Annotated in this window: 12 protein-coding genes and 1 pseudogene; 9 read left to right on the forward strand and 4 right to left on the reverse strand. The window is 58.7% G+C overall.

Translation table 11 applies throughout. The features are described from left to right. The first annotated feature begins 42 nt into the window (after positions 1-42). Entirely contained in the window at positions 43-3,780 is a 3,738-nt protein-coding gene (locus LJU29_RS24740) for a type III effector (RefSeq protein WP_257112869.1), read from the forward strand. A 45-nt stretch (positions 3,781-3,825) separates the two neighbouring features. Here LJU29_RS24740 and LJU29_RS24745 read toward each other — a convergent pair whose 3' ends face one another. Continuing rightward, positions 3,826-4,272: a response regulator gene (locus LJU29_RS24745; protein WP_257111313.1), complete on the reverse strand. Its 447-nt coding sequence runs from the start codon at positions 4,270-4,272 to the stop codon at positions 3,826-3,828. 232 nt (positions 4,273-4,504) lie between these two features. On the opposite strand from LJU29_RS24745, the gene LJU29_RS24750 reads away from it, so the two are divergent. Further along, positions 4,505-6,439 carry a putative nucleotidyltransferase substrate binding domain-containing protein gene (locus LJU29_RS24750; RefSeq protein ID WP_257112871.1) on the forward strand — a complete coding sequence of 645 codons (1,935 nt, stop codon included), beginning with the start codon at positions 4,505-4,507 and terminating at the stop codon, positions 6,437-6,439. Beyond that, the gene (locus tag LJU29_RS24755) at positions 6,436-7,149 is read left to right on the forward strand and encodes a 3'-5' exonuclease (RefSeq protein ID WP_002555593.1); all 714 of its coding nucleotides are present in this window, start codon (positions 6,436-6,438) and stop codon (positions 7,147-7,149) included. The genes LJU29_RS24750 and LJU29_RS24755 overlap by 4 nt, the downstream gene beginning before the upstream one ends. A 13-nt stretch (positions 7,150-7,162) precedes the next feature. On the opposite strand, the gene LJU29_RS24760 is transcribed toward LJU29_RS24755, so the two are convergent. Continuing rightward, positions 7,163-7,465: a cell division protein ZapA gene (locus LJU29_RS24760; protein ID WP_257111314.1), complete on the reverse strand. Its 303-nt coding sequence runs from the start codon at positions 7,463-7,465 to the stop codon at positions 7,163-7,165. After that, positions 7,462-7,695, reverse strand: coding sequence for a hypothetical protein (locus LJU29_RS24765; RefSeq protein ID WP_002555595.1), 234 nt, complete (start codon positions 7,693-7,695; stop codon positions 7,462-7,464). Before LJU29_RS24765 ends, LJU29_RS24760 begins: the two co-directional genes overlap by 4 nt. Before the next feature lie 487 nt (positions 7,696-8,182). On the opposite strand from LJU29_RS24765, the pseudogene LJU29_RS29955 reads away from it, so the two are divergent. Together LJU29_RS29955 and LJU29_RS24770 are read left to right on the forward strand one after the other, a co-directional pair. Then, positions 8,183-8,611 (forward strand): annotated as a pseudogene (locus tag LJU29_RS29955) (MCP four helix bundle domain-containing protein); the annotation flags it as partial. After that, complete coding sequence (locus LJU29_RS24770) at positions 8,612-9,742, forward strand: methyl-accepting chemotaxis protein (RefSeq protein WP_412778798.1); 1,131 nt, start codon at positions 8,612-8,614, stop codon at positions 9,740-9,742. 181 nt (positions 9,743-9,923) lie between these two features. On the opposite strand, the gene gbdR is transcribed toward LJU29_RS24770, so the two are convergent. Then, positions 9,924-11,027: a choline metabolism transcriptional regulator GbdR gene (gbdR, locus tag LJU29_RS24775; protein WP_002555597.1), complete on the reverse strand. Its 1,104-nt coding sequence runs from the start codon at positions 11,025-11,027 to the stop codon at positions 9,924-9,926. A gap of 780 nt (positions 11,028-11,807) precedes the next feature. Here gbdR and LJU29_RS24780 point away from each other — a divergent pair. The 4 genes from LJU29_RS24780 (at position 11,808) to glyA (ending at position 16,364) form a co-directional block, all read left to right on the forward strand. After that, the gene (locus tag LJU29_RS24780; RefSeq protein WP_257111316.1) at positions 11,808-12,755 is read left to right on the forward strand and encodes a choline ABC transporter substrate-binding protein; all 948 of its coding nucleotides are present in this window, start codon (positions 11,808-11,810) and stop codon (positions 12,753-12,755) included. Between the two features lie 64 nt (positions 12,756-12,819). Next, a complete protein-coding gene (gene choW / locus LJU29_RS24785; RefSeq protein ID WP_170846044.1) occupies positions 12,820-13,668 on the forward strand; it encodes a choline ABC transporter permease subunit in 849 nt (282 codons plus the stop codon). Beyond that, the gene (choV, locus tag LJU29_RS24790; RefSeq protein WP_002555600.1) at positions 13,665-14,843 is read left to right on the forward strand and encodes a choline ABC transporter ATP-binding protein; all 1,179 of its coding nucleotides are present in this window, start codon (positions 13,665-13,667) and stop codon (positions 14,841-14,843) included. The genes choW and choV overlap by 4 nt, the downstream gene beginning before the upstream one ends. 267 nt (positions 14,844-15,110) lie before the next feature. After that, on the forward strand, positions 15,111-16,364 hold the full coding sequence (gene glyA / locus LJU29_RS24795) for a serine hydroxymethyltransferase (RefSeq protein WP_002555601.1): 1,254 nt from the start codon (positions 15,111-15,113) through the stop codon (positions 16,362-16,364). The last annotated feature ends 1 nt before the right edge of the window (position 16,365 follow it).

Consider the following 16,365-nt stretch of genomic DNA (forward strand, 5'->3'; position numbering starts at 1 on the left):
AAACACGATCCGTTGCTAAAAGAAGCGCATGAACTGCAGCGCATGGTCGATTCGGCGCTGACCCACCTGAAGGCGGCGCCAACGTCTCTCTGGGAGCGCCCCGCCCCTTCAACGGCAAGGGGTATTACCACCAAGATTTTTCCGTGGCTAAAGCCTGCCCCGCTACGCGAGGTCGCCAGCAATGGCAGCAACGCCAAGACCAAGGCCGATAACTCACAGCAAAGCCCTGAAACCATCGCAGCGGCGGTGAAAGAGTTGAGCACCCGGCTGGATCATCAGAGCAAGGTGCTCGCCACAGCCACCCTCGCATTGGTCGCTGCGCGCGAGCATCTTGAATCGCTCGAACAGGCCACCCCACCCACGTCGACCGAACGACTGGACCATGCCAGGGCTCGCGTTCAACAGGCCGGCTCCACCACCCGCCTGGCCAGCCAGCAACTTCGGGAGCTGATTCAGGGCACAGAGGTACTGCAACTGGGTGCGCTGAGTGAGGGGCAGGATCAGGTTAAACAGAAAGCCGAGTTCTCTCAGCAGTGGCTGGGCGAGTTGCGCACACGCATGCAGGCGCTGGATGTCCGTTTCGCCGACCGGCACGCTGCCATCGAAATCGAACTGCAAATCAAGGTGGCAGAGACTCGTGAGCTGATTTCACTCGATCACGACATGACCGCGGCCGAGCACACGGCCGCGCACGCCAATACGCAGCTTTCTGCGTTGCGCGCCCAGCGACAGGAGACGCCCGAAGGGTCAGACGAAGCCGACAGGCTGGACACCGCCATCGGACAGACGCTTGCAACGCGTTCACAGGCCATGCAAACACATCAGCAACTGGCAAAAAGACTGGTGCGGGTCGATGCCGATGTTGCGCGCCTGAACGACGAGCTGGGCGAGATTCATCAGCGAATCGCGATCGTCAATGACGAGCGCTTTGCACTCAAGACACTTGATCAGAAACTGCCCGCATCAGACCAGGTCACCACGCCTGCAGAGGGCGAGGTCCAAGAACGAATCGATAAAACCGCTCTCAAGAACGTCCGCGAGCAGTACCTCGCCAGTCAGATCAGTCAAGCGCACGCTTTTGCAGCAACCGGTGCGGATGAAATTCAAGCGGCCCTGCAACGTATCGGCGATCGCCTGCAAGGCACGCCGCCACCCACATCGCTGCCAGCTTTCGCGGTTATCGAGGTAATAACGTCGGCGCTGGCAGACGTGACGGGCAATGACGCCACACGTGCCAACCGTGTGCTCGACGTACTGAGCCAGCACCCACTGGAACATTGGCCACGCGTTGCCGAAGAAATGTCGAAGTCGGTCAGGACCCGCAGCGCCACAAACAACAGCATTCAGCAGGACACGCTCAACCTCTGTCGAAAACTGGCAACTGTGCCGCGTGGCATGGAAATGCTGCAAGTGCTCTCCAGCGATGGCACTGCACCGATAGTGACCGAGCGGGCCAAGCCTTTGCGCGTGTTCTGGAATGCCGATGAAGCGCAGCAGAAAGAGCCCGACGGCAAGGTCAAGGCATGGCTGCAAACCGCCAAACAGGTGGCGCGCAGCAAGCTGGATGGAGACGAGAAGTCGTTCGACGATGTTGATCACGCCGCCTTCAACGCAGTTCGTAACGGTTATTTCAGCAACGCTCCCGGCACGCCCTATGCGCAGCATGACCAGCGCCTGAAAAAAGCGACGATGGAATGGGTCATGCGCGCCGTGGCGGCCAATACCCCGGAGCAAGCAACAGCAACTGCCCCAGCGAAAAGCTCGTTACCACGCCGCCTGGTCCCCACGCTGAACAAAACACCCTTTGCTAAATCGACGCTGGATCGGGCCTACTCGGTGGGCGAAAGCATGGGCCTGCAATCGCCCAGAAAGCAGGTTGATCAGGTGATTTCTGCGCGTATCAGCATGCTGGAAGAAACCCTGAAAAACGCCAAGGGTGCACCAGGACTGCAACTTGAAATCTCGGCCGCCCACGCCCTGCTCGATCACCTCAAATCTCTGGAAAAGAAAGGCACTCACCTGTCGCAGGTGACGCTTAAAAATCGCGATGGCAAATCGATGCAAAGCCTGCTCAAGGCCCGCGTTCAACAGCAGCGGCTATCACAGATATGGGATAAGCCGGACGCGAACGGCAAGCGCGCAGTCAACGTACTGCACAAAGCTCAGCACATCGAACTGCCGCTGCTGTACAGCGAACTGGCGAACAGCAAGCTGTCGGTCTACGAGGCAATCAATCGCGTCGATGAGCACCTGCGCGAGATATTGCCGCCAGCGCTGCAACCTGCTCAGTCTGTTGAAGAGGTGCTTGATCAGGACTTGAACGCGGCGATAAAACTGCTGAAAACCCGGCATTTGAGCGAGAAAAGCGACATTGTGACGTTTTTCAAGCCGTTCATTCTTGAAAGCCGCCTGCGCGACCGGCTTCGGCTGGGCGGCGGAGGCACGCTGGGCGTAGGCTTGCCGTCGCTGCCCTACAGCTTGATATCGCCCATCGTGTCACCGATCTTTTCGGCAGAGAAATCTCGCAGTGACGAAGCGTTTGCCCAGTTGTTCATGCCGATTCTGGGGATAGAAATGTCCTTTGGCAAAGCACGAACCGAAGCCGCCGAGGTCACCATCGGTGTGGCGGCAGGAAGCGCGGTTGCAGAGGGTGTGGGGATACAGGCTGCGCTCACTGGCCGCTTTACCGCTCAGGAAACCCAAACCAGCTCGACCCTCATGCGCTTTTTCCGCACCCGTCACAAGGACGATGAAATGCGCGGCAACATGCTGACCGCGCTCGACAGCATGGTGCGCTGGGACATCATCGACCCGCAAAAGGGCCAGCGCTACGCCGGGCCGCTGGAAGCCATACTGGCGCGTAACCCGGAGGTCTCTGTCAGCCAGATAGATGCGACGTCCAGCACCCGCAACGTCGCGGCGCGTATGGCATTGCGCGTCCCGGCGGTACGTTTCAAGGATGGCGCAAGCGATGCCTCTCAAACCCTGACGCCGGAACCTTCGGTGTACGTCGAAGCGGATCGAATCAAGGAAACACGCACGGAAACCGGCGGATTCATCAGCGTTGTCGGCGCCAAGGGTGACACTGCTCAGCAACGGGCGGGGGTCACCGCCAACCTGAACTTCGCGCCGATTGCCAGCTCGGCCACGTCAGTAGAAAAAGGTGCCAACCATGGGGTTCAGGGTCAGGGGCTGGGTTTGCAACTGGGCATGTCCCGAGACCTGGCCTGGGCGCTGGAAAAGAACGAAATATCGCCCTTCCTGATTGGCGACAAACAGGACGCCGATCTGGACCGGCACTACTCCACGCCGCGCGACATGCAGGCCGAAATCAACGCCAACCGCGATCTGTGGTTGATGCGTTGCATCGAAACACTGGAGCCGGATGAGACAGGCAACAAAAACACCCCCGACAACCGCCTGCGCGCGGCTATACACCTTGACGCTTTCGAGGCGACAATCAAACGTCTGGGCAAGGACAGCAAGTATTGCCAGTACAACGTCAATTACTCGATGAAGGGCCGGGCAGGCGCCGAAATAGACGGCTATCGCGGCATTCAGGCTGTGGCTTTGCAGCGCGGGGATGTGCAGGCAGCGGAAAAGGCCCAGCAGGCCATTGACGATATTTTGCTGACCAAAGAAACCTGGCGACCACTGGTGTTGATCGTTCGTGAACGGGCACGGGACTCAACCGTTGTCGGCTGGCGTAACCTGCTGCGTTGGCAGAAGCTCTCCAATATCGACGGTCAGCGCACTGCAGCGCAGTTTCCGCCGCCGTGAAAACGGGGATCGACACGCTGGTCATTCAACTGCACGACTAACGCGTCAATTCATTCCCAGCTCACGCTTTACCAGCTTCACCAGCTGCTTGGTGTTAAGCGGCTTGAGCAGGAAGTCCACCACGTTCAAGTGCATGGCATCGATGGCATCGCGCACGTTGGCATCGCCGGAGACGATAATGATCGGCAGTTCGGCGCGATCCGACTCCCTTACCTTGCGGATCAGGTCCAGCCCGTCGAAAGGTGCCATGCGCAAATCGGTAATCAGCAGTCCGATGGACTGACGCGTCTGGATCATTTCGAGCGCGCTGTCGCCACCGGGTGCGGTCATGCAACTGATGTCATTGAGGCTCAGCATTTCGGCCAGCAGCTCGCGCGCGTCGCTGTCGTCATCGACGATCAGAACTCGTTGCGGTGCGTCACGGGCGGGCGTGAGCATGACCTCATGGAGGGCATTGCGCTCTTCATCGCTCAAAATGTCGTGGTCAATCATTGCAGTCTCATCATTCCCTGAACTAATCCGACAGCAGATATGGATAAATCTGCGATGCATTTCGTCGGCATCCTGGCCAGTCTTCGCTCGCAATCCATTGCGTTCGTCAAATCAGTTACGCCGCAGCAGGCACGGCACTGTCACTCGGTTCAAGCGTAAGACTTACGTCCAATGGGCACCTGGCTGCAAGCGGCCGACCATGAGCACCAATAACAAGAACGCGGAACAGGCCATGAGCAAAGCAGATGCTTTCACCCAGGCAGGCAAGACAGCCGTGCTACAGAACATACACGGCACCATGCAGTTTCTGCAAAAATTCCCGCCTTTCAACCAGATGGAAAACGCGCATCTGGCGTACCTCGTAGAGCAGTGTCAGCTCCGGTTCTATGCTGCGGATGAAAGCATCATCAAGCCTGGCGATGGCCCGGTAGAGCACTTTTACATCGTCAAGCAGGGGCGAATCGTCGGTGAACGTCCGCATTCTGCCAAAGGTGGCACAGAAACAACATTTGAAATTACCACTGGCGAGTGTTTTCCACTTGCTGCCCTGCTGGGCGGGCGTGCCACTCGCACTGAACACCTGGCTGCAGAAGACACCTTCTGCCTGCAATTGAACAAGCAGGCGTTCATCAAGCTATTCGCGCTTTCCACAACGTTTCGCGACTTTGCCCTGCGTGGTGTCAGCAGCCTGCTGGATCAGGTCAATCAGCAGGTCCAGCAGCGCGCCGCTGAAACCCTGGGCACGCAGTATTCCCTGAATACACGTCTGGGCGAACTGGCCATGCGTCACCCGGTGATGTGCAGCCCTGAAACACCCATGCGCGACGCGGTGAAACTGATGCATGAACAGCAGGTAGGCAGCATCGTGATTGTCGACGAGCAGCAGGCCCCGCTGGGGATTTTTACCCTGCGCGACCTGCGTGAGGCAGTTGCCGATGTGAATGCCGATTTCAGCGCGCCGGTCAGACACACCATGAGCCTGTCGCCGTTCCATCTGAGCCCGGACGCCAGCGCATTCGACGCGGCCATCGCCATGACCGGACGTCACATCGCCCACGTGTGCCTGGTCAGAGACGGGCGATTGTGTGGCGTGGTATCGGAGCGCGATTTGTTTTCCTTGCAACGGGTCGACCTGGTCCACCTGGCGCGGACCATCCGCAATGCGCCGCGTATCGAGGCGCTCGCCGGTTTGAGGGGCGATATCGTCCAGTTGGTCGAGCGCATGCTGGCCCATGGTGCCTCTTCGACCCAGATAACCCAGATCATTACCCTGCTCAATGACCACACCGTGTGCCGCGTGATCGAGCTGACACTTGCAGAAAATGGCGACCCCGGCATTGCATTCAGCTGGCTGTGCTTTGGTAGCGAAGGCCGTCGCGAGCAGACGCTGCATACCGATCAGGACAACGGCATTCTGTTTGAAGCCAGCGATGCGGCGGAGGCAGAGCAGATCCGCACGTTATTGTTGCCGATTGCCGAACGTATCAATCAGAGCCTGGCACAGTTCGGTTTTACCCTGTGCAAGGGCAACATCATGGCCGGCAACCCCGACCTGTGCCTGTCCCGGCTCGAATGGTCACAGCGCTTTGCAGCCTTTATCCGCGAGGCAACTCCGGAGAACCTGCTGGCATCGAGTATCTATTTCGATCTGCGCGTCGTCTGGGGCGATGAGAGCGGCGGCGAGCAACTGCGCCGCGGCATTCTTGATCAGGTAGCAGACAACAAGCTGTTCCAGCGCATGATGGCCGAGAACGCACTGCGCCAAAGGCCGCCGGTGGGCCGCTTCAAGGATTTCGTCCTGGCGCGCAAAGGCAGCGAAAAAGACACTCTGGACCTCAAGACCGAAGGCCTGACGCCCTTTGTCGACGGGGCGCGCCTGCTTGCGCTTGCCAATGGTGTCGGCGTCAACAATACCCAGGAACGCCTGCGCCAACTGGTCGAACGTGAAGTCATCGCCCCCCTAGATGGCGCTGCGTATGAAGAGGCGTACCACTTCATTCAGCAGACCCGCATGCAGCAACATCAATTGCAAAGCCGCCAGAACCTTCCTTACTCCAACCGCATCGACCCTGACACGCTCAACCATCTGGACAGACGCATTCTGCGCGAATCGTTTCGCCAGGCGCAGCGACTGCAAACCAGCCTGACCCTGCGTTATCAACTATGAACCTGTTCGAATGGCTCAAGCCGCGCGCGAAAAAGACACCCTTGCAAGCGCATCAACTGGATCGCCTCAAAAAGCTGCCGGTCTGCGCGAACCTCAGCGACAAGCCGTTGCGCCAACAGCGCTGGGTCGTGCTGGACCTTGAAACCAGCGGCTTGAACATGAACCGCGATCAAGTGCTGTCCATCGGTGCGGTCGTAATTGAAGACGGTGCCATCGATCTGGGTCAACAGTTCGAGCGTACGCTATTGCGCGTCGACCACAAGGTCAGCCCGGCCGTGCTTATTCATGGTTTGGCGCCCAGTGCGATTGCCGCGGGCAGCGAGCCGGCCGAGGCGTTGCTGGATTTCATGGAGTTCGTCGGCGAAAGCCCGATTCTGGGTTTTCATGCGCCGTTCGATCAGCACATGCTGTCGCGCGCACTGAAAGAAAGCCTGGACTACCGCTTGCGGCATCCGTTTTTCGATGCCGCAGAAATAGCCCCGATGCTCTGTGAACAAGCCAACCTGCGTCACGCAGGGCTGGACGACTGGACGCAGTTTTTTGGCCTGCATGCCGAAGAGCGTCACAACGCCAGCGCTGATGCACTGGTCACCGCAGAGCTGGCGCTGATCCTGTTCAGCCACGCCCGTCGTCAGCAGATCGACAGCCCGCGGCTACTGGAGGAGCGACTCGGGCAATGGCGCAGACGCAAGCAATCGCACTCGTTTTGACTGCGACCTGCACTTAGCTCTGGGAAATGGTCTTGGCGATTACATCCACCGTCGCGTCGACCTGCTCGCGGTAACGCTTGAGCTCGACCTTGTGCAATTGCTCAAGCTCGATTTGCTGCGAACAGAGGTTCAGCGCAGCCAGAACCAGCAGACGGTCACCGATCAACGTCGGGTATTTGCGCTTGGTGTCGGCCAGCGACGCATTGAGCATCGCCGCGGCCTTCATCAGGGTCAGGTTTTCACCGGCGGGGGCTTTGACCGAGTACTCATTACCCAGAATGGTGAGAACGGTTACACCGTTGCCATCGACGTTCATGCGCCAACAGCGCTTGCGCTGGTCGCGCGATCAACCAGTGCCTGGATACGGGCGGCGGTGCTGCCCTGCTTCTCTTCCTGCTCCATCAGGCTCAGTTGCAAGTTCTCGTTCTCGTCCTTGGCTTTTGCCAGCTCGGCACCGAGCTGTGCATTTGTGTCTTGAAGGGCCTGGTTCTGTTGCACCAGATCACCGACAAGTTGTTCCAATTGGCTAAGGGAGGCTTCCAACATTTTGATTTCTCGAGCAAATTTCAACGGGCGCGTACGATAAAGAAAAGTCGCTGCGCATGCCAGCGCTCAGGCTTTGATACTGATCTGTCATGACGCTGACATGTCCATAACGTAGACGCATAGGGGGCTTGTGACTACGTATTCGGAATCCGGTTCCTGCTGTTCGTCAGACCGCCCCGAACTGCGACAAATGCGCACAGCCAATGGGCAAACTGACATCACCCTAACCCCCCTCAACCCAGTCTTTTCAAGGGTTTGCGCGAATGTCAGCCATATCCAAAGATAACCGTCAGTAATAAGTCGTCAATATTTAGTGCCTACTGACTCAAGACGTTAGTCGCATGACCGATAGGCAGCCATTCACTGCATTCCCTTCACCGTTAAATCGCATGGATTGCGTACCTGACCCTGGAAGCTTTCTATGTCCCTGCGAAATATGAACATCGCGCCCCGAGCGTTTCTTGGATTTGCCATGATCGGCACACTCATGTTGACTCTGGGTGTATTTGCACTGTCTCAGATGAGCAAGATCCGTGGCGCCACTGAAGTGCTGGCCGACAACAATGTGCCGAGCATCAAGAGCCTTGACCGATTCGCTGAAGTCAGCATTCGTTTGCGCGTTCTGTCCTATCGATTGCTGGTCAACCGCGACCCGGAAACCCAGCAGAAAACCATCGAGTTGATGGCGATGCGCAACAAGCAGATCACTGACGCTCAGGCGATTTACGAGAAGCTCATCAGCGATCCCGACGAGCGCAATCTTTACAGCCAGTACGTACAACTGCTGGGACAATATCGCCAGCTTGAAGAGCGCCTGAAGACCCTGACTCGCGCCAACAAGATCGATGAATTGCAGGGCCTGCTCAATAACGAAATGCTCAACAACTCCGACCAGATGAATGTTGTGCTCAGCAAACTGGTGGAGTTCAACACGGCTCAGTTGAACCAGGTGAAGAAGGATGCGTCCAGCGAGTACGATTCGGCATTCAATCTGGTCGTCGGACTGTTGATCGCTGCCACCCTGCTGACCATCGTGTTTGCCTGGATGCTGATCAAAAGTATTACCACGCCGATTGCCACGGCTCTGCATGCAGCGGAAACCATCGCACAAGGCAACCTGACCCGGCCGATCCAGATCGACGGTACCGATGAAGCCGGTCGTTTGCTGCTGGCCATGAAAACCATGCAGGACAAGCTGCGCGATACGTTGCAGGGAATTTCCGGTTCGGCCACGCAACTGGCCTCGGCTGCTGAAGAGCTCAATGCTGTCACCGACGAAAGCGCACGCGGGCTGGTGCAGCAGAATAACGAAATAGAGCAGGCTGCAACCGCGGTCAACGAGATGACCAGCGCGGTGGAAGAAGTCGCGCGCAATGCCGTCAGCACGTCACAAGCGTCTCGCAATGCTGCGACATCTGCTGGCGACGGTCGTGACCTGGTTCAGGAAACCGTCAGCGCCATCGAACGCATGAGCGGCGATGTGAAAGGTACGGCTGAACTGATCATCAACCTGGCCAGTGAATCGCGTGATATCGGTAAGGTGCTGGACGTGATTCGCGGCCTGGCAGACCAGACCAATCTGCTCGCCCTCAACGCCGCCATCGAGGCTGCACGCGCTGGTGAAGCCGGGCGTGGCTTTGCTGTAGTCGCCGACGAAGTCCGCGCCCTGGCGCACCGCACGCAGCAATCGACCAGTGAAATCGAACGCATGATCGGTAGCATTCAGAGCGGTACGGAGCAGGCAGTGAGTTCGATGCGCAACAGCACCGAACGCGCCGAATCGACCCTGAACATTGCCAAGGGCGCGGGCCAGGCATTGAACACCATCAACAGCGCCGTGGAGGAAATCAACGAACGCAACATGGTCATCGCCAGCGCCGCCGAAGAACAGGCACAGGTCGCTCGCGAAGTGGACCGCAACCTGGTCAACATCCGCGACCTCTCGGCACAATCCACCAACGGCGCCAACCAGACCAGCGCGGCCAGCACCGAGCTATCCCGCCTGGCCGTGGACCTCAACAGCATGGTGTCGCGCTTCGCACTGTAAACACACGAAAACCCAACTGGCGTGCCGGCGCTCCGCGTCAGTACGCCGTTCTGGACGCTCCGCGTCCTCTTGCGACGCAGAGCGTCGCGAACTGCATACCACGCTGGATCCCGACTATCGTGCGACGCTCCGCGTCGCATGCCTTTCCGGACGCTCCGCGTCCTCTTGTGGCGTAGGGCGACTAAAGCCTCACACTCGCAAACGTCGATTCATTACGCGCCTGACTCAACGCCGACATCGGTCCGGACAATGGGGCGAGCACCATTGCCTGCGGGATCGGCATCATGGCGACCTGTTGCGCGGTGTTGGAACCCACGCGCTCGTCACGCGGCGGAATGCCGAAGTATTCGCGGTAGCATTTGGAGAAGTGTGGCGTCGATACGAAGCCGCACACCGACGCCACTTCGATGATCGACATCGGTGTCTGCTTGAGCAGTTGCCGGGCGCGGATCAGGCGCAGTTTCAGGTAGTAGCGCGACGGCGAGCAGTGCAGGTATTTCTGGAACAGTCGCTCCAGCTGCCTGCGCGACACGGCGACGTACACCGCCAGCTCGTCAAGGTCGATCGGCTCTTCAAGATTGGCCTCCATCAACGCCACAATTTCCTGCAGCTTTGGCTGATTGGTACCCAGCATGTGCTTGAGCGGCACGCGCTGATGATCCTGTTCGTTGCGAATGCGCTCGTAGACGAACATCTCGGAAATCGCGGCCGACAATTCACGACCATGATCGCGACTGATCAGGTGCAACATCATGTCCAATGGCGCCGTGCCACCCGAGCTGGTGAAGCGGTTACGGTCCAGGGTGAACAGCCGGGTGCTCATCGACACGCGTGGAAAGGCTTCCTGCATTGAAGCCAGACACTCCCAATGCACACTGCAATCGAAGCCATCCAGCAAGCCGGCACACGCCAGCGCCCAACTGCCGGTGCACACCGCGCCGAGGCGACGTGACTGACGTGCCTGGCTCTGCAGCCAGCTCACGTGTTCACGCGTCACGGTGCGCTGAATGCCGACACCACCACAGACGATGACGGTATCGAGTGCCGGAGCCTTGTGCATGGCGGCATCCGGTGTGATCTGCAAACCGTCACTGGCCCACACCTGACCGCCGTCCACGCTCAGCGTGGTCCAGCGATACAACTCGCGGCCCGACAGCTGGTTAGCCATGCGAAGAGGTTCTACCGCCGATGCGAGGGAGATCAGGGTGAAGTTATCCAGCAGCAGAAAGCCGATGGATTGTGGCGCGCGGTTCTGAGGTTGAGCCCCTTGATTGAACGATGTCATCACACTATCTCCTCACATATGGCATTGGTTGGCCCCAGGACAGGCTCTTCTTATAGCCCTCTTCATTGATGGGCTTTGTGATGACATCGCAAATCCCATGCCGGAAATTGATCAGCCATTCAACAACACCTGAAAACGACGTCGCGAAGTGTCTATCCAGCAGCGACTCGAGTGTCTGTTTGCGACGCCAAGGCGCGCTGGCCGCACTCTTGATGAGCAATTCGGTAGCACACGGGGAAACGTCATGGGGCTAGACGTGCCCCAAGTGCTACTCAAGGCACGCCCTGAAAAATCAGGTCGTCAGCGGGTTTTCGCGCTAAAAGGTGGCGGCCATCGAGGCGTGTGATCAAAAACCGCGCAGCCATCAAAAGTGATGGTCAGACCTGACGACACGACCGCACGGGCTGACCCGATAATGAACTTGTCGGCGTTACCCCCCTCCAAAAGACCGCGTTCGCGCAGGCACCGACCTGCCAACCGACCGCTGCCGACCTGCGCAGCGACTGTGTAACGTACTGGCCGTTTTTCAGCAGTCCCAACACTGCAACCGGGCGTGTGTACGATGCAACGAATCTGTAAGCGACCTTGCGCGCACTGGATACGACGCCTCCTGCACTGGATACGACGCCCCCTGTAGGCGTTTGATTTTCCCTGTTACATGATCGGTTCCGACTCGATCGCCCGGCGCAGTGATGGAGCTTCGCGAAAAGCCTCGCCAACCCATAAGCCGCGTCAGCGTTCACCTGCTGATGACTAGAAGAAACTCACAGGAGTCCACCCATGAAAGGTCCCAAATCGTTGCTGTTGGCCGCTACGCTCTGTATGCCGGTGCTTGCTCAGGCAGCCGAGCCAGAGGCCTGTCATACGGTCAACTTCTCCGACGTAGGCTGGACCGATATCACCGTTACTACTGCGGTCACCAGCGCCGTACTCGAGTCCTTGGGTTACACGACCAAGACCACCATGATTTCCGTACCGGTGACCTACAAGTCGCTGGCCGACGGCAAGAACATGGACGTGTTCCTCGGCAACTGGATGCCGACCATGGAAAACGACATCAAGCCGTATCGCGAAGCCGGGACTGTCGAAACCGTGCGTGCCAACCTGGAGAACGCCAAGTACACCCTGGCAGTGCCTCAGGCCCTTTACGACAAAGGCCTGCATGACTTCGCCGACATCGCCAAATTCAAGAAGGAACTGGGCGGCAAGATCTACGGCATCGAGCCTGGCAACGACGGCAATCGCCTGATCCAGAGCATGATCGACAAGAACGCCTTCGGCCTGAAAGATGCAGGCTTCAAGGTTGTTGAATCCAGCGAAGCCGCAATGCTTTCGCAGGTCGACCGCGCCGTGAAACGCAAAAACGACGTCGTGTTCCTCGGCTGGGAACCGCATCCGATGAACACGCGTTTCAAGATGAAATATCTGACTGGCGGTGATGACTTCTTCGGCCCCAACTATGGCCAGGCGACCATCTACACCAACACCCGCAAAGGCTACAGTCAGGAATGCAGCAACGTAGGTCAGTTGCTCAAGAACCTGTCCTTCACACTGGACATGGAAAGCACCCTTATGGGCAACGTCCTGGACGACAAAATGAAGCCTGATGCCGCCGCCAAGGCGTGGATCAAGATAAACCCGCAAGTACTCGACACCTGGCTCGCCGGCGTGACCACCGTCGATGGCAAGCCAGGCCTGGAGGCAGCCAAAGCCAAGTTGACCCAGTAAGCCGACAGCAGGCGGGGCTGACCCGCCTGCTGCCCTCTTCACCTTCCGCAAGCGGACACCCGAAATCATGCTGACTGACCATAAAATCCCTCTGGGCGAGTACATCGCCGCATTTGTCGATTGGTTGACGGCCAACGGCGCCGACTACTTCGACGCGATTGCCTCGACACTGGAAATGATGATCCACGGGTTCACTTTCGCGCTGACCTGGTTCAATCCATTCGTACTGATCGGCCTTATCGCCGCCCTCGCGCATTTCATCCAGCGCAAGTGGGGCCTGACGGTTTTCGTCATCCTTTCGTTTCTGCTGATCCTCAACCTGCATTACTGGCAGGAAACCATGGAAACCCTGGCGCAGGTGCTCTTCGCCACGCTGGTTTGTGTCGTCATCGGCGTGCCGCTGGGCATCATTGCCGCGCACAAGCCGCTGTTCTACACCATCATCCGGCCATTGCTCGATCTGATGCAGACTGTTCCCACGTTCGTCTATCTGATCCCGACCCTTACGCTATTCGGTCTGGGCGTGGTGCCCGGCCTGATCTCGACCGTGGTCTTCGCCATTGCTGCACCGATTCGCCTGACGTATCTGGGCATCCGCGATGTACCCCAGGAATTGCTGGACGCCGGCAAGGCCTTCGGCTCGTCGCGCCGCCAGTTGCTGACCCGCATCGAACTGCCCTACGCCATGCCCAGCATCGCTGCCGGGATCACCCAGTGCATCATGCTGTCTTTGTCGATGGTGGTGATTGCCGCGCTGGTCGGTGCCGATGGTCTGGGCAAACCCGTGGTCAACGCACTGAACACAGCCGATATCGCGCTCGGCTTCGAAGCCGGTCTGGCAATCGTATTGCTGGCCATCATGCTCGACCGCATCTGCAAACAACCCGAAGCCAAGGTAGGGTCTGACGCATGAGTATCATCAAATTCGACAAGGTAGACGTCATCTTCTCCAAGGACCCGCGTGAAGCCCTCAAGCTGCTGGACGAAGGCCTCACGCGTGATCAGATTCTGAAGAAAACCGGGCAGATCGTCGGCGTCGAGAACGCCAGTCTGGACATCGAGAAAGGCGAAATCTGCGTGTTGATGGGCTTGTCCGGCTCGGGTAAATCCAGCCTGTTGCGCTGCATCAACGGTCTCAATACCGTCAGCCGTGGCTCGTTGTTCGTCGAGCATGAAGGCTCGCAGATCAACATCGCCAACTGCAGCGCGGCCGAGCTGAAAATGATGCGCACCAAGCGCATTGCCATGGTCTTCCAGAAATTCGCCCTGATGCCCTGGCTGACAGTACGCGAGAACATCAGCTTCGGCCTGGAAATGCAGGGTCGCCCGGAAAAGGAACGACGCAAGCTGGTCGATGAAAAGCTCGAGCTGGTGGGCCTGACACAGTGGCGCAACAAGAAGCCGGACGAGCTGTCCGGCGGCATGCAGCAGCGAGTCGGGCTGGCCCGCGCACTGGCAATGGATGCCGACATTCTGCTGATGGACGAACCGTTCTCGGCGCTTGACCCGCTCATCCGCCAAGGCTTGCAGGACGAACTGCTGGCCCTGCAAAGCAAGCTGAGCAAGACCATCGTCTTCGTCAGCCACGATCTGGATGAAGCCCTGAAGCTCGGCAGCCGGATCGCCATCATGAAAGACGGCCGCATCGTGCAATACAGCGTGCCAGAGCAGATCGTGCTCAATCCGGCAGACGAATACGTGCGCACCTTCGTTGCACACACCAACCCACTGAACGTGCTGTGTGGTCGCAGCCTGATGCGCACGGTCGATGAGTGCACGCACGTCAACGATTCGGTGTGCCTTGACCCGAGCGGCGACTCATGGCTCGACCTGGCCGAAGGCAATGTGATCAAGGGCGCACGGCAAGGTGCTACGCCCCTCGATCTGCAGAACTGGACCCCCGGCCAGGACGTCGGCACGCTCGACCGTCGCCCTACCCTGGTGCACTCCAACATCGGCATGCGCGACGCATTGCAGATCCGCTACCAGACCGGCAACAAGCTGGTCCTGCAGGACGGCAATAAAGTGGTCGGCATTCTCGGGGATACCGAGCTATATCACGCGCTGCTGGGCAAAAACCACGGCTAAGACCTGAAAATTAAAGTCTGAAACCGACAAGCCCGCTTCCCTGTGCTGGAATCACTCCAGCCGGGAGCGGGCTTTTTTCGTCTGCAGCGTTGTCACGGGTAACTCCCTTCCGCTATTTCTGCTCCCTCCGCCGCCATGTCGTAAACGCACCTTTGTGTGGCGTCCATAGGCATTTGGCGTCTTCGGTCCGGCCCTACCATCGCTCTCAGAGGGCTCTGTCAGCCCGAACGACAAGTCAGGCGCCGCGCCGCCGCTGGGAGATCCGCGATGTTCAGCAAGCAAGACCAGATCCAAGGTTATGACGACGCACTGTTGTCGGCAATGAACGCCGAGGAGCAGCGTCAGGAAGACCATATCGAGCTGATCGCCTCGGAGAACTACACCAGCAAACGCGTGATGCAGGCGCAGGGCAGCGGCCTGACCAACAAGTACGCAGAGGGCTACCCCGGCAAGCGTTACTACGGTGGCTGCGAGCACGTCGACAAGGTCGAGCAACTGGCCATCGAGCGCGCCAAACAGCTGTTCGGGGCCGATTATGCCAACGTCCAGCCACACTCCGGCAGCCAGGCCAACGCAGCGGTCTATCTGGCGTTGCTGCAAGCAGGCGACACTGTATTGGGCATGAGCCTGGCGCACGGCGGTCATCTGACCCACGGTGCCAAGGTCAGCTTCTCGGGCAAACTCTACAACGCCGTGCAGTACGGCATCGACACCACCACCGGGCTGATCGATTACGACGAAGTCGAACGCATCGCCGTCGAATGCCAGCCGAAAATGATCATTGCCGGTTTCTCGGCCTATTCGAAGACGCTGGATTTTCCGCGCTTCCGTGAAATAGCCGACAAGGTAGGTGCCTACCTGTTCGTCGACATGGCGCACGTTGCAGGTCTGGTGGCTGCCGGTCTCTATCCGAACCCGCTGCCGTATGCCGATGTGGTCACCACCACCACGCACAAGACACTGCGCGGCCCACGCGGCGGCCTGATTCTCGCCAAGGCCAACGAAGAGCTGGAGAAGAAATTCAATTCCGCCGTCTTCCCCGGCGGTCAGGGCGGCCCGCTGATGCACGTTATCGCCGCCAAGGCCGTGTGCTTCAAGGAAGCGATGGAGCCAGGTTTCAAGGCTTATCAACAGCAGGTCATCGATAACGCACAAGCGATGGCGCAGGTATTCATCGACCGCGGCTTCGATGTGGTTTCAGGCGGGACCGACAACCATTTGTTTCTGGTCAGCCTGATCCGTCAGGGCCTGACCGGCAAGGACGCCGACGCCGCTCTGGGCCGTGCGCACATCACCGTCAACAAGAACTCGGTGCCCAACGACCCGCAGTCGCCGTTCGTGACCTCCGGTCTGCGTATCGGCACACCGGCCGTCACCACCCGCGGCTTCAAGGTGACCCAATGCGTCGAGCTGGCGGGCTGGATCTGCGACATTCTCGATAACCTCGGTGATGCCGATGTCGAGGCCAACGTCGCCAGCCAGGTAGCAGACCTGTGCGCCGATTTCCCGGTTTATCGCTGAG

Source organism: Pseudomonas ficuserectae (assembly GCF_024584585.1).
In the GTDB taxonomy this organism is placed as follows: Bacteria; Pseudomonadota; Gammaproteobacteria; order Pseudomonadales; family Pseudomonadaceae; genus Aquipseudomonas; species Aquipseudomonas amygdali.